Below are 22,869 nucleotides of genomic sequence, written 5' to 3'. Positions count from 1 at the left end.
GCCGTGGGGCGGGGCGTGTGAGAGCGTGGGGTTAGCCGAGGACGGAGGCGGGTGCAGTGTATTCGCGCTGCTGGCTTTCGGCGACGCCCTTGTAGGTGAGCTTGCCGCCCCAGGTATTCAGCCCTTCGGCGAGGCCCGCATCCCTGCGCAGCGCTTCCTTCGCGCCCAGGCTGGCAATGCGCATCAGGTAAGGGAAGGTCGCGTTGGTGAGCGCCAGCGTCGAAGTGTGCGGCACGGCGCCGGGCATATTGGTGACGCAGTAATGCACTACACCGTCGACGGTGTAGCTGGGATTGGAGTGCGACGTGGGCTTCGCGGTCTCCACGCAGCCGCCCTGGTCGATGGCCACATCGACGATCACGGCACCCTTCTTCATGTGCGAGACCATCTCACGGGTCACGATCTTGGGAGCGGTGGCGCCGGGAATGAGCACGCCGCCGATGACCAGGTCAGCCTCGCGGGTGGCGTGCGCGATGTTGTAGCTGTTTGAAGCAAGGGTGTACACGCGGCCGTTGAAGATGTCGTCGATTTCGCGCAGGCGGTTCAGGTTGAGGTCGATGAGTGTGACCTTGGCGCCGAAGCCAAGCGCGATGCGCGCTGCGTTGGTTCCCACCACGCCGCCGCCGATGACGGTGACATGCGCAGGAGGAACGCCGGGGACGCCGCCGAGAAGGATGCCGCGGCCGCCCTTTTCTTTTTCGAGATAGCTGGCGCCGACCTGGACGCTCATGCGGCCGGCGACTTCGCTCATGGGAGTGAGCAGGGGGAGGGTGTTCTGGCGGTCGCGCACGGTTTCATAGGCGATGCCGGTGACCTTTGCGTCGAGCAGTTTGTTGGTGAGATCGGGAATGGGCGCGAGGTGCAGGTAAGTGAAGAGCACCAGGCCGTCGCGGAAGTAGGGATACTCCTTTTCGACCGGCTCCTTGACCTTGACGACCATGTCGGATTTGCCCCAGCAGTAGCCGGCATCGCCGACGATTTCCGCTCCGGCGTTCTGATACTCGTCGTCCGGGAAGCTGGAGAGCGCGCCGGCATTGGTTTCGACGAGCACCTTGTGGCCGGCATCGGTGAGCGCTTTCACGCCCGCGGGGGTCACGCCAACGCGTGCTTCGTGGTCCTTGATCTCTCTGGGAACGCCAATGATCATGTTCTGCTCCTCAAACTGCGATTGGATGCCGCGGGAACGGATGGTGCCGGTGGGCGCGTATTTGCAGGCGCCGCATTTTCGCATGACCCCTGCATACTACTGCGCGAATGTAGTTTGATGTGTGCAAAGTTCGTAGTAGAACTGCAGTATGGGAACGAAACGTGACGAGACGCACCCGCCGGTGCACGAAATGGTTGCGGCGCCGCTCGCGACGGGTATGGACGACCTGGATGCCGCCATTTTGCACTACCTGGAGCGCAACGGCCGTGCCACCAATTATGAGGTAGGCGAGGCGGTGGGGCTCTCCGCGTCGGCTGCTTCGCGGCGCATTCAGGCGCTGGAGGCGGTGGGAGCCATCCGGGGGTATCGCGCGCTGATCAATGACCGGCTGCTGGGCAAGCACATGACGGTCTTTGTGCGGGTAACGCTGGAGCGCCAGTCGGCGCCAGTGCTGGCTGCGTTTGAAGGGGCGGTGCGGCACACGCGGGGGATTGTGAGCTGCCACCTGATGGCCGGGCAGTACGATTACATGCTCGTGGCGCGCGTGGCGGATATTGATGACTACGGGCGGCTCCACCAGAATGAGCTGTCGCGCCTGCCGGGCGTGGTGCGGCTGGAGACTAGCTTTGCGCTGCGGGATGTGATGGAGAAGCAGTGATTAGTGATTAGTGATTAGTGGTCAGTGATCAGTGCAAGAGCTGTAGGATCGGGTGCGATGACGTCCTTCGATGCAGATCCCCCCGTCCGCTGACGACCGCCCCACAGACGACGAACTATCCTGATACAAAGCTTATCCGCGGTGCGTTACCCTTGGACTCACCCGAAAGTTGCTCCCATTCCCTAAGGAGAATTCATGTTGTTGAAGCTTGCCGCTCGGCTGTGCTGTGTCGCTGCTTGTCTTTCCTTGTTCATGCCGCGCCCTGGTGCGGCGCAGGTGCCTACGCCGGCTTCGGTGCTGGGGCATACGCCGGGAGATGATTTCTACCTGGCTGACTACGAGGACACGGTCCGCTACTTTCATGCGCTGGCCGATGCCGCGCCCGATCGCATGAAGATGTTCACCGTGGGCAAGACCACGCAGGGCCGCAACGTTGAGATTGCGGTTATCTCCTCGCCTGCCAACATTGCGAAGCTGGACGAGACCAAGCAGGTGGCAGGGCGCCTGGCGCGGGGCACCGGTCTCAATGACGACAGCGCCCGCGAACTGGCCCGCTCCAATAAGGTGATCGTGCACATCGACGGGGGCTTGCATGCGAGCGAAGTTGCCGGGCCGCAGCACACGATGATGCTGGCGTACAAGCTGCTTTCGGCGAAGAACGATCCGGAGATTGACTCCATTCTCGACAACGTGGTGCTGGTGCTGTGGCCCACGCTCAATCCCGACGGACAGGACATTGTGGTGCACTGGTACCGGCAGAACGTGGGCTCGCAGTACGAAGTGAGCCCGGTGCCGCAGCTCTATCAGGAGTATGTGGGGCACGACAATAATCGCGACGGCTACATGCTCAATATGAAAGAAGAGCAGGTGGTCACGAAGACGCAGCTCGAGTACAACCCTGTCATCTTCTACTGCCAGCATCAGACTGCGCCGTTTCCCGCGCGCATCTGGATTCCGCCGTTCTCCGACCCCATCTCGTCGAACATCAGCCCGTATGTGCGGAGCTGGCTGAACGTGATTGGCACCAACATGGCGGCTTATCTTGATGCGCACAAGATGCCGGGCGCCATCTCCGAGTCGCGGTTCGACAACTGGTATGCGGGCTTCACGGACTGGGCGCACGTGTTCCGCAATGAAATTTCGTTCTTCACGGAGACGGCGCTTTACGAGTACGCCACACCGCACTTCTACACGGTGAGCGATTTCCCCAAGCAGTATCAGGATCTGCGCGCGTTGACGATGTACAGCACGCCGTGGCAGGGCGGCTGGTGGCATCTGCGCGACGCGGTGGACTACATGGTGGGCGGTTCGATGTCAGTGCTGGACCTGGCGGCGAAGAATCGCGAGACGCTGCTCTACAACCGCTACCAGGCTGCGCGCGACACCATCGAGCACTTCAAGAAAGAGCCGCCGTTTGCGTACGTGATCAGCGACAAGCAGACGGACACGCCGGAGGCCGCGCTGCTGGCGCAGAAGATGATCGACAACGGCCTGGATGTTTACGCGAGCAAAGAGGGGTTCAAGGCGAACGGGGTGAGTTATCCGGCGGGCTCGTGGGTGATTCCCATGGACCAGGCCTACTCGGAGATGGCCAAGGAGCTGTTCGAGCGGCAGAAGTATCCTGACGCGATCGAGGCGGGCACATCGAAGGCTGTCGATCTGCCTTATGACGTGACCGGCTGGACGCTGCCGCTGCAGATGGGCGTGCATGTGGATGCTGTGACCGATCCGCTGGGCGCCGATCAGCGCGGGCTGCTGACGAAGGTGGACAAGGCGGAGGCGCCGGTTGCGGCCATCCAGGGCGCGGGGGCGGTGCTGGCGCTGAGCCATCACACCAATGCGTCGTTCGAGGTGGTGAACGCGGCGCTGAAGGAAGGCGCGACGGTGTCACTCGCCGAGGACACGGTGAAGACGGCAAACGGCGCGGAGAGGGGCGCGTTCCTCATCAGCGGCATTGCACGCGACCGGCTCGACGGGATCGCGAAGAAGTATGCCTCGGCGGCTGTTGCTGTGGCGGCGCCTGCGCATACGGTGCCGATCAAGAAGGCCAAGATCGGGCTCTATCGGCCGTGGGCGCCATCAATCGACGAAGGCTGGACGCGCTGGATCCTGGAGAACTACGGGTTCGAGCCGGTGAGCCTCTACAACGCAGATGTGCGCTCAGCCGATCTGCGCAGCCGATATGACGTGATCGTGGTGCCGGATATGTCGTCTCGGCAGTTGATGGACGGGTACGGCGTGGGCGTGGTGCCGGGGCAGTATGCCGGCGGCATTGGGCAGGATGGGCTCAACAATCTGCGCGAGTTTGTGCGGGCAGGCGGGACGCTGGTGGCGCTGAACAAGGCGGCGGATGCGCTGATTCCGCTGCTGAGCCTGCCGGTGGAGAACGTGGTGAAGGGGGCGAAGAGCGAGAAGTTCTTCTGCTCCGGAGCGCTGCTGCGTGTGGAAACGGAGCATGCGGATCTGCCGACCAATTACGGTGCGTCCGATTCTGCTGTGGTGATGTTCCAGGCGGGGCCGGTGTTCCAGCCGCTGCCGGGGTTCCACGGCGCGGTGCTGGCGCGCTACTCGAAGCAGACCAATCCACTGGAGAGCGGGCTGCTGCTGCATCCTGAGGCGATCGAGGGCAAGGCGGCGGCGGTGGAGATGGCGTACGGGCGCGGCAGGATTGTGCTGTACGGATTCAAGCCGCAGTTCCGCGGGCAGTCGCATGCGACGTACAAGTACCTGTTCAATGAGCTGTATTCCTACGACCATCCCGATCTGCCGGTAGAGGCGGGTGCGCCGGCGAAGGAGAAAGAAGCTGCGCCTGGGACGAAGATGGCGAAGGCTCAGGCGGAGGAAGAGGACGACGATTATCCGTCGGAATAGGAGCGGGAGTGGGGCCGCGGCGCGGGTGGCGGCCCTGTGTTCCTATCGATTCGACCCGGAAGCGGGGTTCGTGGTTTCCCACCCTGTCGCTAGAAAGAAGGCGACAGGGTGGGACACGGGTGGCTGGTGGAGCTTCCATGAGATCCCGCCCAAGCAGAACTTGGACGGGGCACCCGGTATGCGGCAGGAAGCACCTACGACATGTTCATGCGGGCGGAGCGCCACAGGTCGATGCCTACGTCGACGGCGTGCTGTTCGATCTCGGTGAGCTCCTCGGGTGAGAACTCGAGTTTGTTGAGGGCGTCGAGGGAGTTGTCGAGCTGCTCCACGTTGCGCGCGCCGATCAGGGCCGAGGTCACGCGTTTGTCGCGCAGCACCCAGGCAATGGCCATCTGGGCCAGCGACTGGCCGCGCTTTTGCGCGATCTCATTGAGCTTGCGGACGTGGGCGATGTTTTTCTCGTTGAGGAACTCCTTGAGCAGCGATGAATTTCCCGTGGCGGCGCGCGACTCCGCAGGGACGCCGTTCAGATATTTGGTGGTGAGCATGCCCTGGGCGAGCGGAGAGAAGCCGATGCAGCCCGCGCCTAGTTCTTCGAGGGTATCGAGGAGGCCACGCTCAATCCAGCGGTTCAGCATGGAGTAGGAAGGCTGGTGGATGAGCAGGGGCACGCCCATGCTCCTGAGGAGGTCATGCGCCTGGCGGGTGCGTTCGGGGCTGTAAGAGGAGATGCCGACGTAGAGCGCCTTGCCCTGGTGAACGGCGGTGGCGAGGGCGCCCATGGTCTCTTCGAGGGGCGTGTCGGCCCAGGGGCGGTGGGCGTAGAAGATGTCGACGTAGTCGAGGCCCATGCGCTTGAGGCTGTCGTCGAGCGAGGCGAGCAGATGTTTGCGCGAGGCGCCGATGCCATAGGGGCCGGGCCACATGTCCCAGCCGGCCTTGGTGGAGATGATCAGCTCGTTGCGCAGATTGTGGAAGTCCTTGCGGAGAATCACGCCGAAGTTTTCTTCGGCGGAGCCGTAAGGAGGGCCGTAGTTGTTGGCGAGGTCGAAGTGGGTGACGCCGCGATCGAAGGCGCGGCGAACCATGGCGCGGCCGGTCTCGAACACGTCGGCGCCGCCGAAGTTTTGCCAGAGGCCCAGAGAGATGGGCGGCAGCACGATGCCGGAGCGGCCGCAGCGGCGGAAGGGGGCGTTGTCGTGGCGGGAGGGATTGGGTACGTAGGGCTTTTCCATGACGTAGTCATCGTAGCCGACGAGGATGGGGCAGGGTCAACGGCGCGCCCCGCGTTTCGACGCACACGATGGCGAGCGCAACAACAGCAGATTCCCCTGGGGAATGACAGAAAGAAAGGCAACGCCCGCCGTGGCGGAATCGATCAGCGCTGGAGCGTTTACGATCCGGCGGCGGGTTCCATGCCGGGCCGCGGGGTGCGGCAGGAGGCCACGAACTCAAGGATGCGGTGTGGCGCTACGGGCTTGGGAGCGAACTGCAGGCCGGAGGAGCGCGCCGCCAGTGTCTGACCGAAGTCGTTGGCCGAAGCGTGGCCGGAGATCAGCAGCACCTTGCAGTTGGGGAAATGCTCGCGCATGTGGTTGGCGAGTTCGATGCCGCTGACGGGCCCCATGACGACGTCGGAGATCACGGCGTGCGGAGTGATGCGGGCGGCCATCTTGATGGCGGCTTCAGCGCTGTAGGCCGGAGTGGCCTCGTGGCCGCCGGCGGAAAGAATGCTGGCCATGCTGTCGGCTACACGGATATCGTCGTCCACCACCAGAACGCGCAGGCTTTCGGCGCTTGGATCATTGGATTGCTCAGACACAGAGGCCCCCAATCCGGGCAAGGAAGAGCCCTTTGGGGAATGAGATGCGGGTTAACACCGGTTGCGATGGTTGAGGGACCAGGCGGCAGGTGGCGCGGGCGTGCCGTGATGCGGAACTTCAAGCGTGCTCTCACGATAAGAGCAGATTTTGGCGGCCAAACGGCACAACCCCAAGGGCGGAATCGTGTCTAAGGTGTTAGCGCGCGGGGGCGCCTGTTTCTGTCTCCGCCTGCTGGAAGGCTGTCGTTGAGCTCTTGTCAGGGACTCACGGGCAGCATGCGTACATTTACTTAAGAGGTCGAGTCATGTCATCTGTTTCGTGGTTGTCCTTTTCAAGCCGCGTGGCGCTGGCGGGAGCCGTTGCCCTGTTTTCAGCCGGAGTTGCCGGCGCGCAGGTTTCGGCATCCCCCGAGTCGTTCCACGCAGCCGCGGTTTCTTCGAACGAGTCGAGTTCCACCGATTACAACTTCACGGCCAGCGATGCGGAGGGCACCGCGTATGCCGGATCGCCGTCGGCAAGTCCTGCCGGGGGCGGCGGCCAATATGACAATAAAACGCGCAGTTCCGGCTGGAAGGGCAAGCTGGCGATGGAATTCGGCGGTGGATTCAACCTGCCCAGCAGCGAAACCAGCCCCTACATCAACACTGGCTACCAGGTGAACGCGGGCGGCGGCCTGCATCTGAACCAGATGCTGAGCCTGCTTGCCGAGTACCAGTTCATTGACGACGGGCTTCCCAGCAGCATCGCGTCGCAGGCTGGGGTGGACGGCGGAAACGTACACCTCTGGTCGCTGACGCTCAACCCGGTGGTAAACCTGCTGCCGCACCATAACACCAGTGTTTACGTGACGGGCGGAGGCGGCTTTTACCGCAAGGTCACGAATTTCCAGGTGCTGTATCCGCAGCAGTTTTGTGACTACTATTACGGCTACTGCGGGGTCGACTATGTGCCCTCGACGGTGGGCCATTTTTCATCGAATCAGGCTGGCTGGAGCGTGGGCGGCGGCGTTAGCCATCGCTTTGGAGGCGCATACGGGGACGGCAAGATGGCGTTATTCGCCGAAGCGCGTTATCTGGATGTGCTTTCTCCCGCGATCCTGAACCAGTCTGCGAACGGGCTGAATCCGTCAACGATTGGCGAAGGCACGAAGCTGATTCCGGTCACGTTCGGAGTGCGGTTCTGACCGAGCGATCAGGCAGAGTGGTCAGCAGCGAAAGGCTCCGGGGCGAGATGCTCCGGAGCCATTTCTGTTTCTGTGATGAGGGAACTCTGCGACGGACCGCGGGGGCTGTGAGGAGAGTCAGGCTGCGGTTTTGCGGCGGCGGGAACGGGCGGCCGGTTTAGGTGCCGGTATTTCGGCGGTCCGGCGGAGGTCCTCTGCGAACATCGCCGCCAATTCCTCCGGGGCCACCACTTCGAGTTGCGCATAGGTGCAAGTCTCGGGGCGGCGATCGGGGCGCCAACGCCGGAAGTGGGCCATGTGCCGGAAGCGTCCGGACTGCATGTGTTCGTAGCTGACCTCGACGACGAGGTCGGGGCGCAGCGGCTCCCAACTAAGGTCCTTGCCATGGCTCCAGCGGCTCTGGGCACCGGGCATGCGCTGTGCGGCGCCGGCGGAGGGGCCGCCCCAATGTTTCCAGGGATGGTCGGCCATGGCATTTTTGCGATAGGGATCGAGAAGCTTGACGAGTTCGCGGCGTTTCTCCGCGGTGAAGCTGGCGCAGACGCCGACGTGCTGCAGCACGCCCGCATTGTCATAGAGCCCGAGGAGCAGCGATCCGATGGCTTGTCCTTCCGCGTCCTTGTACCAGCGGAAACCCGCCACCACGCAGTCGCAGTCGCGCTCGTGCTTGACCTTCAGCATGACGCGTTTGTCCGGCTGATAGCCATCGCGGACGGATTTGGCAACGACGCCGTCGAATCCTGCGCCTTCAAAGCGCCGGAACCAATCCTCGGCCACATGGCGGTCGCGGGTGGCGGGGGTGAGGTGCAGCGGAGTTTTGACGGATTTCAGGAGCTTCTCCAACTCGGCGCGGCGGTCGGAAAAGGGAGTTTGGCGCAGGTCGCGCTTGCCCACGGCCAGCAAGTCGAAGAAGACGATGGAAGCCGGTGTCTCACGCGCCAGCAGCTTCACTCTTGAGGCGGCGGGATGAATGCGCAATTGCAGCGCGTCGAAATCCAGGCGGCCTTCGCGGGCAATCACGATTTCGCCATCGAGCACGCAGCCGGGGGGGAGTTGCTCGCGTACCGGCTCGATCAGTTCAGGGAAATAGCGATTGAGGGGCTTTTTGTCGCGGCTCTGGAGAAGCACTTCGCCAGGATGGCCGTCGGGGTCGCGAAACACCAGCGCGCGGAAGCCATCCCACTTGGGCTCGAAGACCCATTCGCCGGTGGCGGGAATGGCGTCGACGCGTTTGGCGAGCATGGGCAGAATGGGCGGTTTCACGAGCAGATTCACGGATACCTCGGGAGACGCAGTGACAGAGTTACAAAGTGACAAAGTGGGGAAGCAGATTCAGCGGACAGAAAAATGCTTCTCTGCCGCCAGGCAATGGGATGCCCGTTGTTAAGCGCATCGTTGTCCTGACGGTGCAGCGATGCGATCCAGTAGAATCCGCTTCAGATATGGAAACGGTGTCGCACATTGAGTCTCTTGACCGGCGGTTTGGAATTGCCGGCATAGCGCAAGTCGTGTCCGGCAGGGGCGGCTTCCCTACGGTTCGCATCACCTCGCCGGCCGCCGCTGCGGAAGTGTCGCTGTATGGCGCGCAGGTTCTCAGCTGGCGCCCTGCCGGCCGCGAAGAGGTTCTGTTTGTCAGCGAGCAGTCTCGCTGGAAAGTGGGCCACGCCATCCGCGGCGGTATTCCGGTGTGCTTTCCGTGGTTTCGTGAGAAGGCCGGCGATCCCAAGGCTCCCAAGCACGGGTTTGTCCGCACCCGCGAGTGGGGCCTGGACTCGCTGCATGTGGAAGAGGACGGGACGGTAACGCTGGTCTGCATCACGTCCAGCGATGACACGACACGAGCACTCTGGCGGCACGAATTTCTTGTGGCGCTCCGTCTGCGCATCGGCGCCTCGCTTTGCCTGGAGCTTACCGTCATAAACGGCGGAGCCACGCCGCTTCGCTTTGAAGAGGCGCTGCACACGTATTTCCGCGTGGGCGACGTTCGCCAGGCCAGCGTGCACGGACTAAACGATGTGACGTATCTCGACAACACCGACGGCAACAAAGCCCGTCGCCAGGAAGGGATTCTGAATGTCGGCGGCCCGACAGATAGCGCTTATATGGATACCCAGTCTCCGGCGGAGATTCTGGACCCTGTTCTGAAGCGGCGGCTGCGTACGGAGAAGCTCCACTCGTTGAACACGATCGTGTGGAACCCGTGGCAGAGCGGCGCGGCCGCGATGGCGGACCTCGGCGATGGAGAGTGGCAGCAGATGCTTTGCGTGGAGGCCAGCAATATACAGGGCGCCGCCGTGTCCCTTGCACCCGGCGAAGAACACATGCTGCGCGCCATTCTGTCGGTTTGTCCTGAATAAACGGGCAGGGGAAGAGGCATGGGGAAGTCTCCATGCATCTCTCATCCAGAGGCAAATCTTGAAATCTCTTGTGATCCTGATGATCGAAGAAGAACAGCCTGAGGGGATTTCTGCGCGCAAGCTCGTGGCTGAAACCGCAAAACACAACGTGATCACTGCCTACAATCCGACGGACGGGTTCAGCCTGCTGCGCCGGTTCCCCAAAGTCGACGTCATCCTGATTCACCAGTCCATCCTGACTGACCATCCCGAACTGATCGCGGAAACCAGGAAGATCGATCCCGGGCTGCCCATCATTGTTGCCACCCCGTATGGCTATTCTGGAACGGAGCCGGTGGACTGCTGTGTCGACAGCCATAATCCGCAGGAACTGCTGCGCATTCTGGGCGAGAAGATTCAGCGACGGTGGCCCGATTAAGCACAAGACAGGGATAAGGCGCATTGAAAATCGCAAGCTGGAACGTCAACTCCATCCGCGCCCGCATCGAGCACGTGAAGCGGTTCCTGGCGCGCCAGTCGCCTGACGTGCTGCTGATGCAGGAGCTCAAGGGCGAAGTGTTCCCGGCGGAGATTTTCGAACCGCTGGGGTATCACAGCGCCGCGGTGACGCAGAAGACTTACAACGGCGTCGCCATCCTGTCGCGCACGCCGATTGAAGTTGCCTGCACCACGCTCCCGGGGGACGCGGAAGACAGCCACGCGCGGTTTCTCGAGACGCGCATCGGCGGCCTGCGGATTGCGAACATCTACAGCCCCAACGGCAACCCGCCGGGCAGCGACAAGTTCCTCTACAAGCTGGCGTGGATGGACCGGTTCTTCATCGAGCTGCACCACTGGCTGGCGGACGGCATCCCAACGCTGATTGGCGGAGATTTCAACGTCATCCCGGAGGATATCGACTGCCACAAGCCATCCTCCTGGATGAAGGACGCACTGTTTCAGCCGGAGCCTCGCCAGCGCTACCGGGATTGGCTTGCGATGGGCTACACCGACGCGTTTCGCCACTTTCATCCCGAGGAGCGCGACCAGTTCACCTACTGGGATTACTTCCGCCGCGCGTTCGAGACGAACCGGGGCATCCGCATCGATCATTTTCTGCTATCGCCCTCGCTGGTGGCGCGGGCGCAATCGTGCGTCATTGACCGTGAACCCCGCACGGAAGAGAAGCCTTCGGATCACACACCCATCCTGCTCGACCTCAACTGAGCGGGGAGCTTGCAGGCTCTTTGCATGGCCGCGATACGGTGTCCCGCTCGGGCCATAAGGGCTGATTTTTCCTCGAAACGGGCCTTTAGTGTCCGATTTTTGAACACTGCCCTGTGCCTGCGGTCACATTCCCGTGGCCCGCTGCACTGTTAGAAAACGTTCACCTGGCGAACTTGTTCGTTGCATTCATCCTGCTCTAAAACGAGCAGGACTTGGGCCTTTCCAGGCTCTTACCTTGGGGGACACCTTGGGCTCTGGGTTTTCGATTTCTTTTCTTCATTCCTTTGGTAGCGCTGCAGGCAGAGAACGGCATCTCAGCCGGTGGGCACAGTCACCCGCCAAGCGATGTTTCGACGTGGCTTGCGTGTTCTTTTCTCTTCCGGTTTTGCTGGTCTTGTTCGCCATGGCAGCCGTGGCGGTACGTCTGACGTCCCGGGGCCCCGTCCTGTTTCGACAGCAGCGGGTCGGCCGCGGTTGCCGGCCGTTTACCATCTACAAGTTCCGCACCATGCCGGTTCAGGACGGGGCGGTTTGCCGACCCTCCCTCACCACGGCGGCCAACCAGACCTTCACGCCCGTTGGCCCCTTTCTTCGCCGGTCAAAGCTGGATGAACTGCCGCAGCTGATCAACGTGCTGCGCGGCGAGATGAGCCTGGTGGGCCCCCGCCCCAAGCTTCCGCGCCTGCACGCGGGACACCTGGCGTGCCGGCCCGGCCTCACCGGCCGCGCCACCGTCCTGTTTGCGTGCGAAGAAGTCGCTTTGTCCGCGATTCCGAACCGCGACGTTGACGGCTATTACCGCAGGGTTGTGCGCCCCCTCAAGCAGCGGCTGGATGATGAGTATATGGCTTGTGCCACCTTCGCCACGGATTTCAGGCTCATCCTCGCGAGCATCTTCCGTTGCTGGGATCGCTCGCAGATCGACGCCCTTTTGCTCCCTCCGGCAGCGGAGCCGAAGGTCGTAACGGTCTAAGAGCTGGAAGGCAGGAACCGACGCCTCGCCGCGCTCAGCAGGCAGCTCCCAGCCGCGGATTCGGGAAGGTGTCGGCGTTGTCTCCGTCGCTTTTGTCGAGGCAGGCCCAGTCCTTTTCAACGGCGATGTCCAGGCTCCCGCTCGAAACCGCGACGCTTCCGTAGATGCCCACATCCTCGCCCCCTGCCCAGGCCCGGGCCGTGCTGCTGGGAAGAATGACGGCGAGGGCAGTGCCCTCATGGCGCACGGTGATGGCCTCTGCATCGGCGTGCTCCAGGGAATATGTCAGGCGCGCGCTGTCTTCCAGGCCGAGATGAACCGTCTCCTCAATCCGGCCGCTCTCCACCAGTTGCTCCATCTCCGAGGGGCCAATGCGGAGCCGCAGCGAATCACGTTTAATGCGAAGTTTCATCCCGATCCCTCTTACGATGCTTACTTCCGTTACCTGTTGTTGAGTTCGATGCTAATCAACCGCCGCGAATCGCATCAAACAGGGTGAGGTGCTCCTTGCCCCAGGAACCGTCGCTTTCTGCCGGCCCAACCAACCCGAGCGGCAATCTCCGTACCGTTACTCCACGAACTCCGGAGCACAGCGTTGAGTTTACGCAGGTTCAGGAGTGGAACGCAGGCCGGACGCAGCGCCTTCAGGACTCGCTTGCCGCCGAGGAACCGCTGGAGATCCGCGTCAACGGAATGCCGCTGACGGTGACCATGCGCACGCCGGGCCACGACCTGGAACTGGCTGCGGGATTTTTGCTTACCGAGGGCCTGGTGGACGAGCTCGACCACATCGGCGCTCTGCGTTCGCCTGCCACGCTTCCCGGGGCCCGCAGCAATCTGGTAGAAGCCGAGCTGGACGAGAACTCCTTCGATCCTCGCGACTTGCGTCGCAACTTCTTTGCTTCCTCCAGTTGCGGAGTTTGCGGCAAGGCATCAATCGATTCGATCCGGCACCGGGGCCTGCGTCGTCCGGACCGCAGCATGCGCGTGGACCCCGAGCTTCTATGCACCCTGCCGGACATTGTCCGCGACCAGCAGGCGGTATTTGAGCGTACCGGCGGCCTGCACGCGGCGGCTCTGTTCGATGAGTTTGGCGAACTGCTTGCTTTGCGGGAAGATATAGGCCGACACAACGCGGTGGACAAGATTGTGGGCTGGGCTCTGCTGAACCACCAGGTCCCGCTTTCCCGACACATTCTGGTGGTGAGCGGGCGGGGCGGGTTTGAGATCGTGCAGAAGTCGCTGGCTGCGGGGATCCCGGTTCTGGCGTCGGTGTCGGCGCCCTCGAGCCTCGCGGTGAAACTGGCGCGCGAAATGGGCATGACCCTGGCGGGCTTCCTGCGCGGGCGGCGGTTCGTGCTTTATTCCGGCGATTTCCGCATTCTCGCCGGGCAGCAGCACAGGGCGGCGTCGTGAGGCTGGCCGGGCGGAGCTGAACGCGGCGCGTGAGCCGTGAGGATGCCTTTACAATCCGCCTAGTATCATCAGCACCATGCTCCGGCTGCGCACGTTCTTGATGCTGATGCTCACTGTTCTTGTCGCCTTGTCGATCCAGGCCCAGCCCGACGCACTCGGCCGGAAATTTGATGCGACGCTCACGCAGCACGGGATCGTGGGCGGCGCGTTGGCGCTCATTCATGCTAGCGGCAAGCCCACCGAGTACTTTCAGGGAGAGGCGCGCGGCGAGACGCATCAAGCGATTAACGCAGCCACGGCTTACAACTGGGCCTCGATCACCAAGACGCTCACCGCCATCGCGATTCTTCAGCTTCGCGATCGGGGGCGGCTTTCGCTGGACGATCCGGCGGTCCGGTACGTTCCCGAATTGCGAGAGGTGCACGACGCTTTCGGTTCTGTTGACGACATCACCATCCGCCACCTGCTGACCCACACCGCCGGATTTCGCAACCCCACGTGGCCCTGGGACTGCGACGAGGCGAGCGACTGCGGCTGGCAGCCGTTCGAGCCGACGAAGTGGTCACAGGTTGCTGCCATGATGCCCTACACGCATGTGGCGTTCAAGCCGGGCACGCGCTGGAGCTATTCCAATCCGGGCTACGTGTTTCTTGGGCAGATTATTGAGCGCCTGAGCGGCGACGACTTCGAGGTTTATGTCACCAAAAATATCCTCATGCCGCTGGGCATGACGCAGAGCTACTTCGACCGCGCGCCGTATTTTCTGGAAGCTGATGTTTCTGCGAGTTATCTGCGTGCCGGATCAAGACTCGAACCTCAGCCGTTTAACTTCGACACCGGTATCACGACTTCGAACAGCGGCCTCAAAGCTCCTATGACCGACATGGAGAGGTACGCGCGCTTCCTGCTCGGCGAACCGGGGAACAAGGTCTACGATGTTGTGCTGAAGCGAAGCTCTCTGGAAGAGGCGTGGACCGGTGTGATCCCGGCGATGCAGGCCGGCGAAGCTCCTACGGCCTACACGTCCGGTCCGAACGGAGCGCGGCCCCAGATGGGGTTGGGCTTCTTCACGCTGATGGTGGCGGGGCGGCGCCTGGTGTACCACGATGGCGACCAGGGCGGCTTCTCGTCTGAACTTCTGCTGGATTCCACGGCCCACTGTGCCAGCATCCTTGTGGTGAATACGACAGACACGGGCACACCGGCGGATAGCACTCATGCCATCTCCAACACCGAACCGGACCCGCACACTGACCTGCGCATCACACTGCGCGAGGAGCTTGTCAATCACGTATTCCCCGCGTGCGCCGCTCCTGCACCATAAAATGAAGTGAGAGCGCGCTAACTCGCTGTTTTCGCTCTTTTACTTTTTCGCCAGCTCCTCTGATTTCGCTCACTCCGCTGCTCTTTCATGACCGTTCTCATCTTTACCGTTGCAGTCTGGGCAATCTCCTTAATCGCCGGCTTTCTGGGCTCGCTGACGGGGCTGGGCGGCGGTGTGGTGGTGGTTCCCGCGCTCACACTTATGCTCGGGGTGGACATCAAGTACGCGATCGGCGCGTCGCTGGTTTCCGTGATTGCGACGTCTTCGGGAGCAGCCGCGGCCTATGTGCGCGAGGGTTTCTCCAATGTGCGGATCGGGATGTTTCTTGAGGTCGCCACAACCATCGGCGCCATTGCCGGAGCGTGGCTTGCGGCCTTCACCAGTACGCACGTGATCGCCATCATTTTTGGATTGGTGTTGATCCAGTCGGCGTGGCAGTCGCTGTTCGGGGCCCATCATGCGGGGCCGCCCACTCAATCCGACGCGCTGGGCGCGCGGCTACGCTTGGGCGGCGACTATCCTGACAAGGGGAAGCTCTGCCATTACGGCGTGCGCAACGTGCCCGCCGGCTTCAGCCTGATGTTTGGCGCGGGCGTGCTCTCCGGGCTGCTCGGCATTGGCTCAGGCGCGGTGAAGGTGATTGCGATGGATCGGGCCATGCGCATTCCTTTCAAGGTTTCCACGACCACCAGCAACTTCATGATCGGCGTGACCGCGGCGGCCAGTGCCGGCGTTTACCTCAGCCGCGGGTACATTGATCCGCGAGTGGCCATGCCGGTGATGCTGGGTGTGCTGGCCGGCGCCTTCCTGGGCAGCAGAGTGCTGGTGCACGCGCCCGTGCGCACGCTGCGGCTGGTGTTTGGCATCGTGGTGTTTGCCATGGCGGTGGAGATGATCCTCAATGGCCTGGCGGGGAAGGTATAGCGCGGATGGACGATCGCCGCCTTGAAATCACGATGGGCAATCTGCTCCGCATCGGGGTGCTGGTGGCTGCGGGACTGGTGACCATTGGCGCGTTGATTTACCTGGCGCAGCACTTCAACGATCACACCAGCTTCCGCAGCTTTACTGAGGAGTCAGCCGATCTGCGCACTGTGGGCGGAATTGTGAAACTGGCCGCGCGGATGGACAGCCGCGGACTGATTCAGCTGGGGCTGCTGCTTCTGATCGCAACGCCGGTGGCGCGCGTGGTGTTCGCGGTGGTGGGGTTCGCGCTGGAACGCGACAAGCTCTACGTGTTGGTGAGCTGCATTGTGCTGGCGGTGCTGATTGTCAGCCTGCTGCATGCCACCTGAAGTTCAGGCGCGCTCCACGCCAGTGCCGATGTCCATGGATGGCGAGATGGGATTCGACTCATCGATCATGCTTTCAATGCAGTCATTCAGGACGCCCTTGGCGTCGAGGATGAAGTCGATGACGTCGCGTCCCGCACCGTAGCCGCCGGCGTGCTCGGTGACGTAATGCGCTTCCGCCTTGACCTGCTGGCGGGCGTTCGCCACGGCGACGGCAAAGCCCACCTGGCGCATCACGGGAAGATCGATCACGTCGTCCCCCACGTAGGCGATCTCTTCGAGGATGAGGCCTTCTTTTTCCATGATTTCGCGGATGGGCTTCATCTTGAACGGCTGGCCCATGTAGACGTAATCCAGCTTGAGATCGCGCATGCGCGTGGCAACGGTCTCCGAGATGCGCTTGGTGATCACGCCGCACTTGAGGCCGGCGATGCGCGCAAGGGAGATGCCGGCGCCATCGTGCGCCGCGTAGCCTTTGGCTTCCATCATGGTGGCCGAGGTTACGCCGAATCCAATGTCGCCGCTCTTCCGTGTGAGATGGTCCTGAAAGGTCGCACCCGCGCCGCCGGGCCCCGGCACCAGCCATATGGTGCCGTCGGTGAGGACGCCGTCCACGTCAAAGATGATGATTTTGATACGCCGCGCGCGCTCGGTTGCCGTTAAGGTCATACGGCTATTCTATGGGCTGGCTTCGCGCGGGCCTGCGGGGAATGCCGGGCAGCCGCCGGCTGGCTCACATCGGGCCGGTTCGAGCCTGGTTGGTTCGATCTGACTGGCTCAAATCCGGCGAGTCCGCGACAATAGAAGCATTGTGCCCGATTCGCAACCGCTAAGCCCCGAAGACTACTACATCGAAGACGGCTTGCTTGTGTTCACCCCGGCGTGGCACCTGAAGCGGGGTTCGTGCTGCGGGAATAGTTGCCGGCACTGCCCGTACAACTTCGTCAACGTCCCACGCGATCAGCGGCTGGAACCAGAACCGGAGCCGGAGGCCGGACCGGACGCGGAGGCCTGAACGGGCTCCTTGACCAGTACAGCAAAACGCGGGAAGGCAAAGCTTCCGCCGGCATCATCAATGACGTTGAGCTGGCAGATATACTGGCCGGGCCTCAATCCATTCAGCGGGACATCGAGTTCGAGAGCCACGGCGTCGCGGCCGGGCACATTCACGGCCGTGGCCTTTACCACGGGCGTCTCATAGACCTTAGCTGCGCCCTGCAGGAGTTCCAGGCTGCTGAGCACGCTCACTCCGGCTTTGGTTCCTTTGGGCGCATTGTCGGCGAGCTTTTCCTTGGCGGGCCCGTACACCTCGTAGAGCAGATACAAGTGCTGATCCTGGCGGAAGACGTGGCTGATGTTGGGAACGTATTCCTGGCCGTTGCGCACGAGGGGGCTGTCCTGCTTGGAGGGTTGGCGGGCGCTGGCCAGCAAGATGGAACTGAGCCAGATTGGTCTTTTGGCGGAAGGCTGCTTCTTCATCTCCGGCAGGGTGATGTCCGCTTCGAATGAGCCCATGCGGCCGGTCTGGTTCTCGCGCACGACGAACTTGAGGTGGTACTTGCCGGGGGGCAGATTGAAGCTGGTGGTGTACTGAATGTTTTTCTGGCGCGCTCCGAGGGCCTGATCGAGATTGAGCTTCACAGTTTCGCGGGCGCGGCCGATGGGGCGCTTCACTTCGTCGATGACGGTGCCGACTATGTCGAGCGTTGCCTTATCCTTGTCGCCGCCTTTGACAAACGGAATCTGCGACCCCGGCACTACCAGAGACACCGGCACATAGAAGCGGTTCTCCTCGAGGCGGAAGTACATGGCGTCGAGATAGACGGCCATATCGGTCGCGGGTAAGTCGCTGGCTAACTGCTCTTCTAACTGCTGCTCGCGATCCTGCTTGCCGGAGTGCGCGAAGTCCGCGGGCGCGTAATAGCCCTGGCGGTATTCGAGCTTGACGCCGGGCCGGTTGAACTTGATGGTGAGCTTGCGATATTTTCCATCGCGCGCCGGATTGGACGAGTGGAAGCCGATGGCGTAGTAGGCCGATGTGTCTTTCTGCACCTGCGCGAAAGCGGGCGCGAAGTCATTGGAGTCAAAGAAGGCCTTGCCGCCGGTATCCGCGCTGAGGGTCGCCATCACTTCCTGCGAGGCGAAGTTGGAGTTCATGTTGTTGGAGAGGGCGCCGCCGTTGTATGCGCCTTGCCCGCGCAGGCTGCCGGTGGAGGCGTCGCCCGCGGGCGAGATGGCTTGCAGGCCGCGCGTGTCCACGCTGTAGACGGCGAGGTTGGCGCGGACGGCGGCATTCACGGCGGAGCGCAGGGATGCTTGGTTCTCGATGCCGTCGCGCGAGATGCCGCCGGAGAAATACAGCAGCGACTTTTTCTCCTGGATCTTCTCGAGCGACTTCGCGATGGCTCGCAGGGCAAACAACTCGCGATCTGTATTGATGTCGTTGTATTCGCTCTCATCCGGCGTGTAGCCGGTTGTATCTTCCGCCTGGTTGGAGTTGGCGGTTGCGCCCTGCGCGAACCCCTGTCCTTCCGTGCCGTTGTAAATGCCGACTTCCGCGGCCAGCGCGTCTTTGTCGGCGGTGAAGTCCTGATCCACCTTGAGCGTGTCTCCAAGCGAGACCAGCGCCACGAGATCGGCAGGCGACATTTTCTTTTTCAGGAAATCGCGTGCGGCATCCACGCTGCGGTCCAGGTCCTCGGGCTGCATGCTGGTCAGGTCGAAGAAGAAGACAATCAGACGGTGATTGCGCAGCTCTTCCGGCTTTGCAACGGCCACGGCTTTGTTGCCGACGCCGCCCGCGGCCAGGCCGGTTACGGTGGCCTCCTTCAGCGGAGCGGCCATGTCGACGCTCTGGAAATCAAAGGATGCAATTACCTGCTTCTTACCATTCTCGAAGACGGTGAAGTCGCTCTGCTTGAGATCGCGCAGCAGTTCGCCGGTTTTGGCGTCGCGCGCCACCACGTTGGTCAGCACCAGTTCGGCATTGGCGCGGATCACGAAGCCGCCGGGCGGATTGTTCTGATCCTGCTGTTGCGCAAAAGGCCGGGCCGCAGACGACACAAGGAAAGTGGTCGCCGCTAGCGCTGCCATAGTTTTGCGAACTAACTCATTCATCTGTTTGCCCGCTACTTGGGTTGCAGGGGCTAAAGCCCTCAACCATCAAATGAACCGTTTCGGCACGACTGAAGTCGTGACCTGTTACAAAGCCTTTTGCATTTGAGCTTCTCCGCAACCGGAGAAGCCGTGATGGCTGATTACTCCATTCTGCTGGATGTTAGAACCGATATCTCGCTACAAACTGGAACGAACGCATCGAGCCGGTGGACGTTACCTGGCCGAAGCCGTTGGCGACGTTGGCATCATGGCTGGTGGCGTAGGTGGTGTCGACGCCTGTGTACTGCACGGTGTTGAAGACATTGTTGGCGGTAGCGCGAATCTCCATGCTGCGCGTCTCGCCCAGTTGCATGGTTTTGGAGAGAGACATGTTGTTCTGCACCGTGCCGGGGCCGGGAATGAGATTGCGGGACGCGGTGCCGAAGGAGTTGCCATAGGCATCGGGCACGGGGGGCGTGAAGGCGCTGGTGTTGAACCATTGCTTGAGGGAGCCTCCCCCTTGCGTGAGCGAAGCGCCGGGCACGCGGTCAAGGCGGCCGGTCCCGGTGACGGCGCGGCCCACGTCCGACTGGCTGGCCTGCAGTGTGGGCGTCAATGGCGTACCGGTGGCGAAGGTGAAGGCGCCGGCGATGGAAAAGCCCTCCAGCGCGTGCGACATCCTGCCTGTGGTGAAGTAAAACTTGTCTTTGCCGAAGGGGAGTTCGTAGAGATAATTGCCGCTGACTTTGTGCCGCACATCGAAGGCGGAGTTGCCCATGTCGGCCTCGATGTCCTGCCAGTTCTGGGCCACCACGCTGCCCGTGCCGCCCACCGAGCCGGCATCGTCAATGGAGTGCGAATACTGATAGTTCGCACCAACGGCGATCCCGCTCGAGAGCCGCTTGTTGACGCGCAGCGTGCCGGCGTTGAAGCGAGAAGAGGCGCCATACTTTTCGAAATAAAACGGCACGTGGTCAGGATTGGTAAGCGAACTCGACGGCGTTGCCCAGGGCGCGATCTTCACATCGAGGTTCGAGCCCTTCGAGCCGTTGTAGCCGGCGTTCAGCACCACTCCCCACGGCAGTGTTTTCTGCACGTCCACGTTCCACACTTGCACGTAAGGCAGCCGGTAATGCGGGTCGACCGCATAATTGCCGATCGCATCGGGCGCCGGGAATCCGTTCGCCAGCGTGTAGCACGCCACTGCCGGATCGGGACATGATTGTGTCGCACTATTCGTCTGCTCATTCGCAAACGGCGGTTGATAGGCCATGGACTGCGCAAAAGTCGCATATTCATTCACCGTGTAATTCATGCCGTATCCGGCGCGTACTACGGTCTGCTTCATTTTGGGTACGCGCCATGCTATGCCCAGGCGTGGCGCGAGGGCCAGCCCGTAAGGATGCACAAGGGAATCCGGCAGCGCGCCGTAGTTGGCACTGACTTCGCCGGCGTTCACCTGCGCTACATCTGTGAACCCAAAGTCCGGATTCGTGTCCACCATGGACAGGCGGTTGTACTTTTCCGTGTAAGGCGAGAAGTGTTCGTAGCGGACGCCGAGCAGCAGGGTGACGCCGGGTTTGACGCGCCAGTCATCCTGCGCATAGAGGTCGAATACGTTGTCGCGCAGATAGCTTTTGCTCTCGGCGGCAGCGATGGAGGTCTGCTGCGCCTGGCCGAGCAGGAAATCTCCCAGCGCCGAGCCGGTGTAATAGCCCGTGAAGTAAAACGTGCCGGTGGCATTGCTTCCGCCCAGGATGTCGCGATGGACGCGCCGGTAGTCGCCACCGAAGCGGAAGTTATGCTTCCCGTGAATCCAGGCCAGTGTCTCCGAGAGGGAGATGGTTTGCTGCACGGAGAGGCTGGGCTGCACCTGCGAGATCCCGGAATAGCTGGACAGGGTGACCGACGGAAGGCCCCAGTTCAGCGGGCTGGCATTGAGCGCTGTCCCATCCGGGCCGAGGATTCCCAACTGGGTGGCGATGTCGGTGGTACTGGTGAAGTAGTTGCGAATCCTGGCATCATTACGGTTCCAACTGGCGTTGAAGATGCTGGTCAGCTTGCCTTTTCCCAGGGTGTAGCCGGCCTGCACGGAGTTGGAATCCGTAGCGTTTTTGCCGCCGAGGATGGGCTCGATGTTGACGTTGTCGCTGGCCAGGTGCGCCCAGTTGTAATTGAAATTAACGCTTTGCCGCAGTCCCTGGGTCTGGGTGCGGTTGCCGCGCCCGCCCATGCCGAAGGGCGTTGCGTTGGCGCCGATGCCGCGCATGTAGCGCACGCCGGCGCGCGTCGAGTTGGATTGCTGGGTGGTGAGCAGATGGTAGTTCTGTGTCTCGCCGGGCAGATTCGGCAGCGGGATGTAATTCAGCAGAGCCTGGGCTTCAGGCACAGGCGTAACGGGGCTGCTCAATCCCGGTATGTCGCCGGCGCGTTCGGCTGCAGTGGGAACGGTGGCGTACTGATCCACAGGATTCGAATTGCGCGAGCCCGTCACGTTGAGGAAGATGTTGTCCTTTCCGCTGGGCTTGGTCAGGCCGGGAATATACGGCGATCCCATGAACGAGATCCCGAAATTATTGGTGCCTGACGCCGGCTGCTGCTGCTGCTGACCGCGCAGGCTGAACGGCTGGGCATTGAGCGCGGAGTTCGATCCGGTCCAGTAAACGGAGCCGTGCGGCTGGCCAGGCTTGAAGTTTATGAAGTTCATACGGCCGCCGCCAGAGCCGCCAAATCCTCCAGGGCCGCCGCCGAAGCCACCGGCACCACCACCCGAACCGCCGCCACCGGCCCCGCCGCCGAACAGTCCGCCTCCCCCTTCGCCGCCGAATTGCGACCTCATGGTTTCCATCGAGTCGCGCAGCCGGTCCATATCCACGCCGGCCAGGGGGCTCACCTGTCCTGCCTGCCCGCTCACCGTGACGGACTCGCCGGCGAAGTCAGCATTGCCTGCGATGGACGGCAGGGCCGCGCCCGCAGCCGTTCCGTTGCCAGTTACGTCGCCAGCCTGGGATGCGCCGGTCATGGCGTTCATCAGGCTGAGCGCCTGCGGCCCGTTGGCAGCCATCTGGCGAACGGCCTGCGCGGCCGGGTCGCTTTGGGCACCCTCCTGCTGTTGCTGCTGGGCAGCGCGTGAAGCGAGCATGAGGTCCAGATTTACGGCCTGGTCGTGATTCTGCGCATTCAGCAGCGCTTCTCCCGCGCCCTGCGCGAAGCCTGCGAATTGCGTGCGGACGACGTAGCGCCCGTTTTGCGGAAGATTCATGGACCAGGCGCCGGTTACGTCTGTCACGGTCGAGAAGCGCTTGCCGCTGAGCGTGTTCTGCGCCGTGACGGTGACGCCGGGCAAGGGAACACTGCCGCTCTTGACCACGCCGTGCAGTTTGCCGCCGGAGACCGCAGCGGCGGATTCGGTTGTGTGCACGGCAGCGGGAGGGAGAGGTGGATTTTGCGCGAAGGCCGCCGCTGCGACACACAACCACGCCGCCATTGCCCCATGTGCCGCCCGCCCCATGAATTCCTCCGG

Annotated in this window: 20 protein-coding genes; 12 read left to right on the top strand and 8 right to left on the bottom strand. The window is 62.3% G+C overall.

The window, feature by feature from the left end:
• Positions 1–31 precede the first annotated feature (31 nt).
• Complete coding sequence (gene ald / locus VGL22_RS00725) at positions 32–1,147, bottom strand: alanine dehydrogenase (RefSeq protein ID WP_465264996.1); 1,116 nt, start codon at positions 1,145–1,147, stop codon at positions 32–34.
• Between the two features lie 148 nt (positions 1,148–1,295).
• Between ald and VGL22_RS00720 the strand changes: the two genes are divergently transcribed.
• Both VGL22_RS00720 and VGL22_RS00715 read left to right on the top strand, forming a co-directional pair.
• Positions 1,296–1,805 carry an Lrp/AsnC family transcriptional regulator gene (locus tag VGL22_RS00720; RefSeq protein WP_465264952.1) on the top strand — a complete coding sequence of 170 codons (510 nt, stop codon included), beginning with the start codon at positions 1,296–1,298 and terminating at the stop codon, positions 1,803–1,805.
• Positions 1,806–2,000: 195 nt separating this feature from the next.
• Positions 2,001–4,676 (top strand): M14 family metallopeptidase, encoded by a 2,676-nt coding sequence (locus tag VGL22_RS00715; protein WP_465264951.1) that lies wholly within the window; start codon positions 2,001–2,003, stop codon positions 4,674–4,676.
• Between the two features lie 194 nt (positions 4,677–4,870).
• Here VGL22_RS00715 and mgrA read toward each other — a convergent pair whose 3' ends face one another.
• Both mgrA and VGL22_RS00705 read right to left on the bottom strand, forming a co-directional pair.
• A complete protein-coding gene (mgrA, locus tag VGL22_RS00710) occupies positions 4,871–5,911 on the bottom strand; it encodes an L-glyceraldehyde 3-phosphate reductase (RefSeq protein ID WP_465264950.1) in 1,041 nt (346 codons plus the stop codon).
• Positions 5,912–6,069: 158 nt separating this feature from the next.
• On the bottom strand, positions 6,070–6,498 hold the full coding sequence (locus VGL22_RS00705) for a response regulator (RefSeq protein ID WP_465264949.1): 429 nt from the start codon (positions 6,496–6,498) through the stop codon (positions 6,070–6,072).
• A 305-nt stretch (positions 6,499–6,803) separates the two neighbouring features.
• Between VGL22_RS00705 and VGL22_RS00700 the strand changes: the two genes are divergently transcribed.
• The gene (locus VGL22_RS00700; RefSeq protein ID WP_465264948.1) at positions 6,804–7,682 is read left to right on the top strand and encodes a hypothetical protein; all 879 of its coding nucleotides are present in this window, start codon (positions 6,804–6,806) and stop codon (positions 7,680–7,682) included.
• Between the two features lie 117 nt (positions 7,683–7,799).
• Here the strand turns inward: VGL22_RS00700 and VGL22_RS00695 are convergent, their stop codons facing one another.
• Positions 7,800–8,957 (bottom strand): ATP-dependent DNA ligase, encoded by a 1,158-nt coding sequence (locus tag VGL22_RS00695; RefSeq protein WP_465264947.1) that lies wholly within the window; start codon positions 8,955–8,957, stop codon positions 7,800–7,802.
• Positions 8,958–9,055: 98 nt separating this feature from the next.
• Between VGL22_RS00695 and VGL22_RS00690 the strand changes: the two genes are divergently transcribed.
• The 4 genes from VGL22_RS00690 (at position 9,056) to VGL22_RS00675 (ending at position 12,218) form a co-directional block, all read left to right on the top strand.
• Positions 9,056–10,039 carry a D-hexose-6-phosphate mutarotase gene (locus VGL22_RS00690; protein ID WP_465264946.1) on the top strand — a complete coding sequence of 328 codons (984 nt, stop codon included), beginning with the start codon at positions 9,056–9,058 and terminating at the stop codon, positions 10,037–10,039.
• Positions 10,040–10,097: 58 nt separating this feature from the next.
• Entirely contained in the window at positions 10,098–10,457 is a 360-nt protein-coding gene (locus tag VGL22_RS00685) for a response regulator (protein ID WP_465264945.1), read from the top strand.
• Positions 10,458–10,480: 23 nt separating this feature from the next.
• Positions 10,481–11,245, top strand: a complete 765-nt coding sequence (gene xth, locus VGL22_RS00680) for an exodeoxyribonuclease III (RefSeq protein WP_465264944.1) — start codon at positions 10,481–10,483, stop codon at positions 11,243–11,245.
• A 133-nt stretch (positions 11,246–11,378) separates the two neighbouring features.
• Complete coding sequence (locus VGL22_RS00675) at positions 11,379–12,218, top strand: sugar transferase (protein WP_465264943.1); 840 nt, start codon at positions 11,379–11,381, stop codon at positions 12,216–12,218.
• A gap of 34 nt (positions 12,219–12,252) precedes the next feature.
• Here the strand turns inward: VGL22_RS00675 and VGL22_RS00670 are convergent, their stop codons facing one another.
• The gene (locus VGL22_RS00670; protein WP_465264942.1) at positions 12,253–12,630 is read right to left on the bottom strand and encodes a DUF7009 family protein; all 378 of its coding nucleotides are present in this window, start codon (positions 12,628–12,630) and stop codon (positions 12,253–12,255) included.
• A gap of 95 nt (positions 12,631–12,725) precedes the next feature.
• Here VGL22_RS00670 and fdhD point away from each other — a divergent pair, with 95 nt between their 5' ends.
• From fdhD to VGL22_RS00650, 4 genes are all read left to right on the top strand, one after another.
• Complete coding sequence (gene fdhD / locus VGL22_RS00665; RefSeq protein WP_465264941.1) at positions 12,726–13,634, top strand: formate dehydrogenase accessory sulfurtransferase FdhD; 909 nt, start codon at positions 12,726–12,728, stop codon at positions 13,632–13,634.
• 106 nt (positions 13,635–13,740) lie between these two features.
• Complete coding sequence (locus VGL22_RS00660) at positions 13,741–14,958, top strand: serine hydrolase domain-containing protein (protein ID WP_465264940.1); 1,218 nt, start codon at positions 13,741–13,743, stop codon at positions 14,956–14,958.
• An 87-nt stretch (positions 14,959–15,045) separates the two neighbouring features.
• A complete protein-coding gene (locus VGL22_RS00655) occupies positions 15,046–15,882 on the top strand; it encodes a sulfite exporter TauE/SafE family protein (RefSeq protein ID WP_465264939.1) in 837 nt (278 codons plus the stop codon).
• A 5-nt stretch (positions 15,883–15,887) separates the two neighbouring features.
• Entirely contained in the window at positions 15,888–16,253 is a 366-nt protein-coding gene (locus VGL22_RS00650; RefSeq protein ID WP_465264938.1) for a DUF1634 domain-containing protein, read from the top strand.
• Positions 16,254–16,256: 3 nt separating this feature from the next.
• Here the strand turns inward: VGL22_RS00650 and VGL22_RS00645 are convergent, their stop codons facing one another.
• Complete coding sequence (locus VGL22_RS00645) at positions 16,257–16,919, bottom strand: KdsC family phosphatase (protein ID WP_465264937.1); 663 nt, start codon at positions 16,917–16,919, stop codon at positions 16,257–16,259.
• A gap of 142 nt (positions 16,920–17,061) precedes the next feature.
• On the opposite strand from VGL22_RS00645, the gene VGL22_RS00640 reads away from it, so the two are divergent.
• The gene (locus tag VGL22_RS00640) at positions 17,062–17,265 is read left to right on the top strand and encodes a DUF5522 domain-containing protein (protein ID WP_465264936.1); all 204 of its coding nucleotides are present in this window, start codon (positions 17,062–17,064) and stop codon (positions 17,263–17,265) included.
• Here the strand turns inward: VGL22_RS00640 and VGL22_RS00635 are convergent.
• A complete protein-coding gene (locus tag VGL22_RS00635; RefSeq protein ID WP_465264935.1) occupies positions 17,211–19,343 on the bottom strand; it encodes a VWA domain-containing protein in 2,133 nt (710 codons plus the stop codon). The two genes, VGL22_RS00640 and VGL22_RS00635, sit on opposite strands and share 55 nt — an antisense overlap.
• Before the next feature lie 184 nt (positions 19,344–19,527).
• Positions 19,528–22,857 carry a TonB-dependent receptor domain-containing protein gene (locus tag VGL22_RS00630; RefSeq protein WP_465264934.1) on the bottom strand — a complete coding sequence of 1,110 codons (3,330 nt, stop codon included), beginning with the start codon at positions 22,855–22,857 and terminating at the stop codon, positions 19,528–19,530.
• Positions 22,858–22,869: the final 12 nt, after the last annotated feature.

Source organism: Occallatibacter sp. (genome assembly GCF_036502485.1).
In the GTDB taxonomy this organism is placed as follows: domain Bacteria; phylum Acidobacteriota; class Terriglobia; order Terriglobales; family Acidobacteriaceae; genus Telmatobacter.
This window is presented reverse-complemented; position numbering and strand designations above follow the sequence as displayed.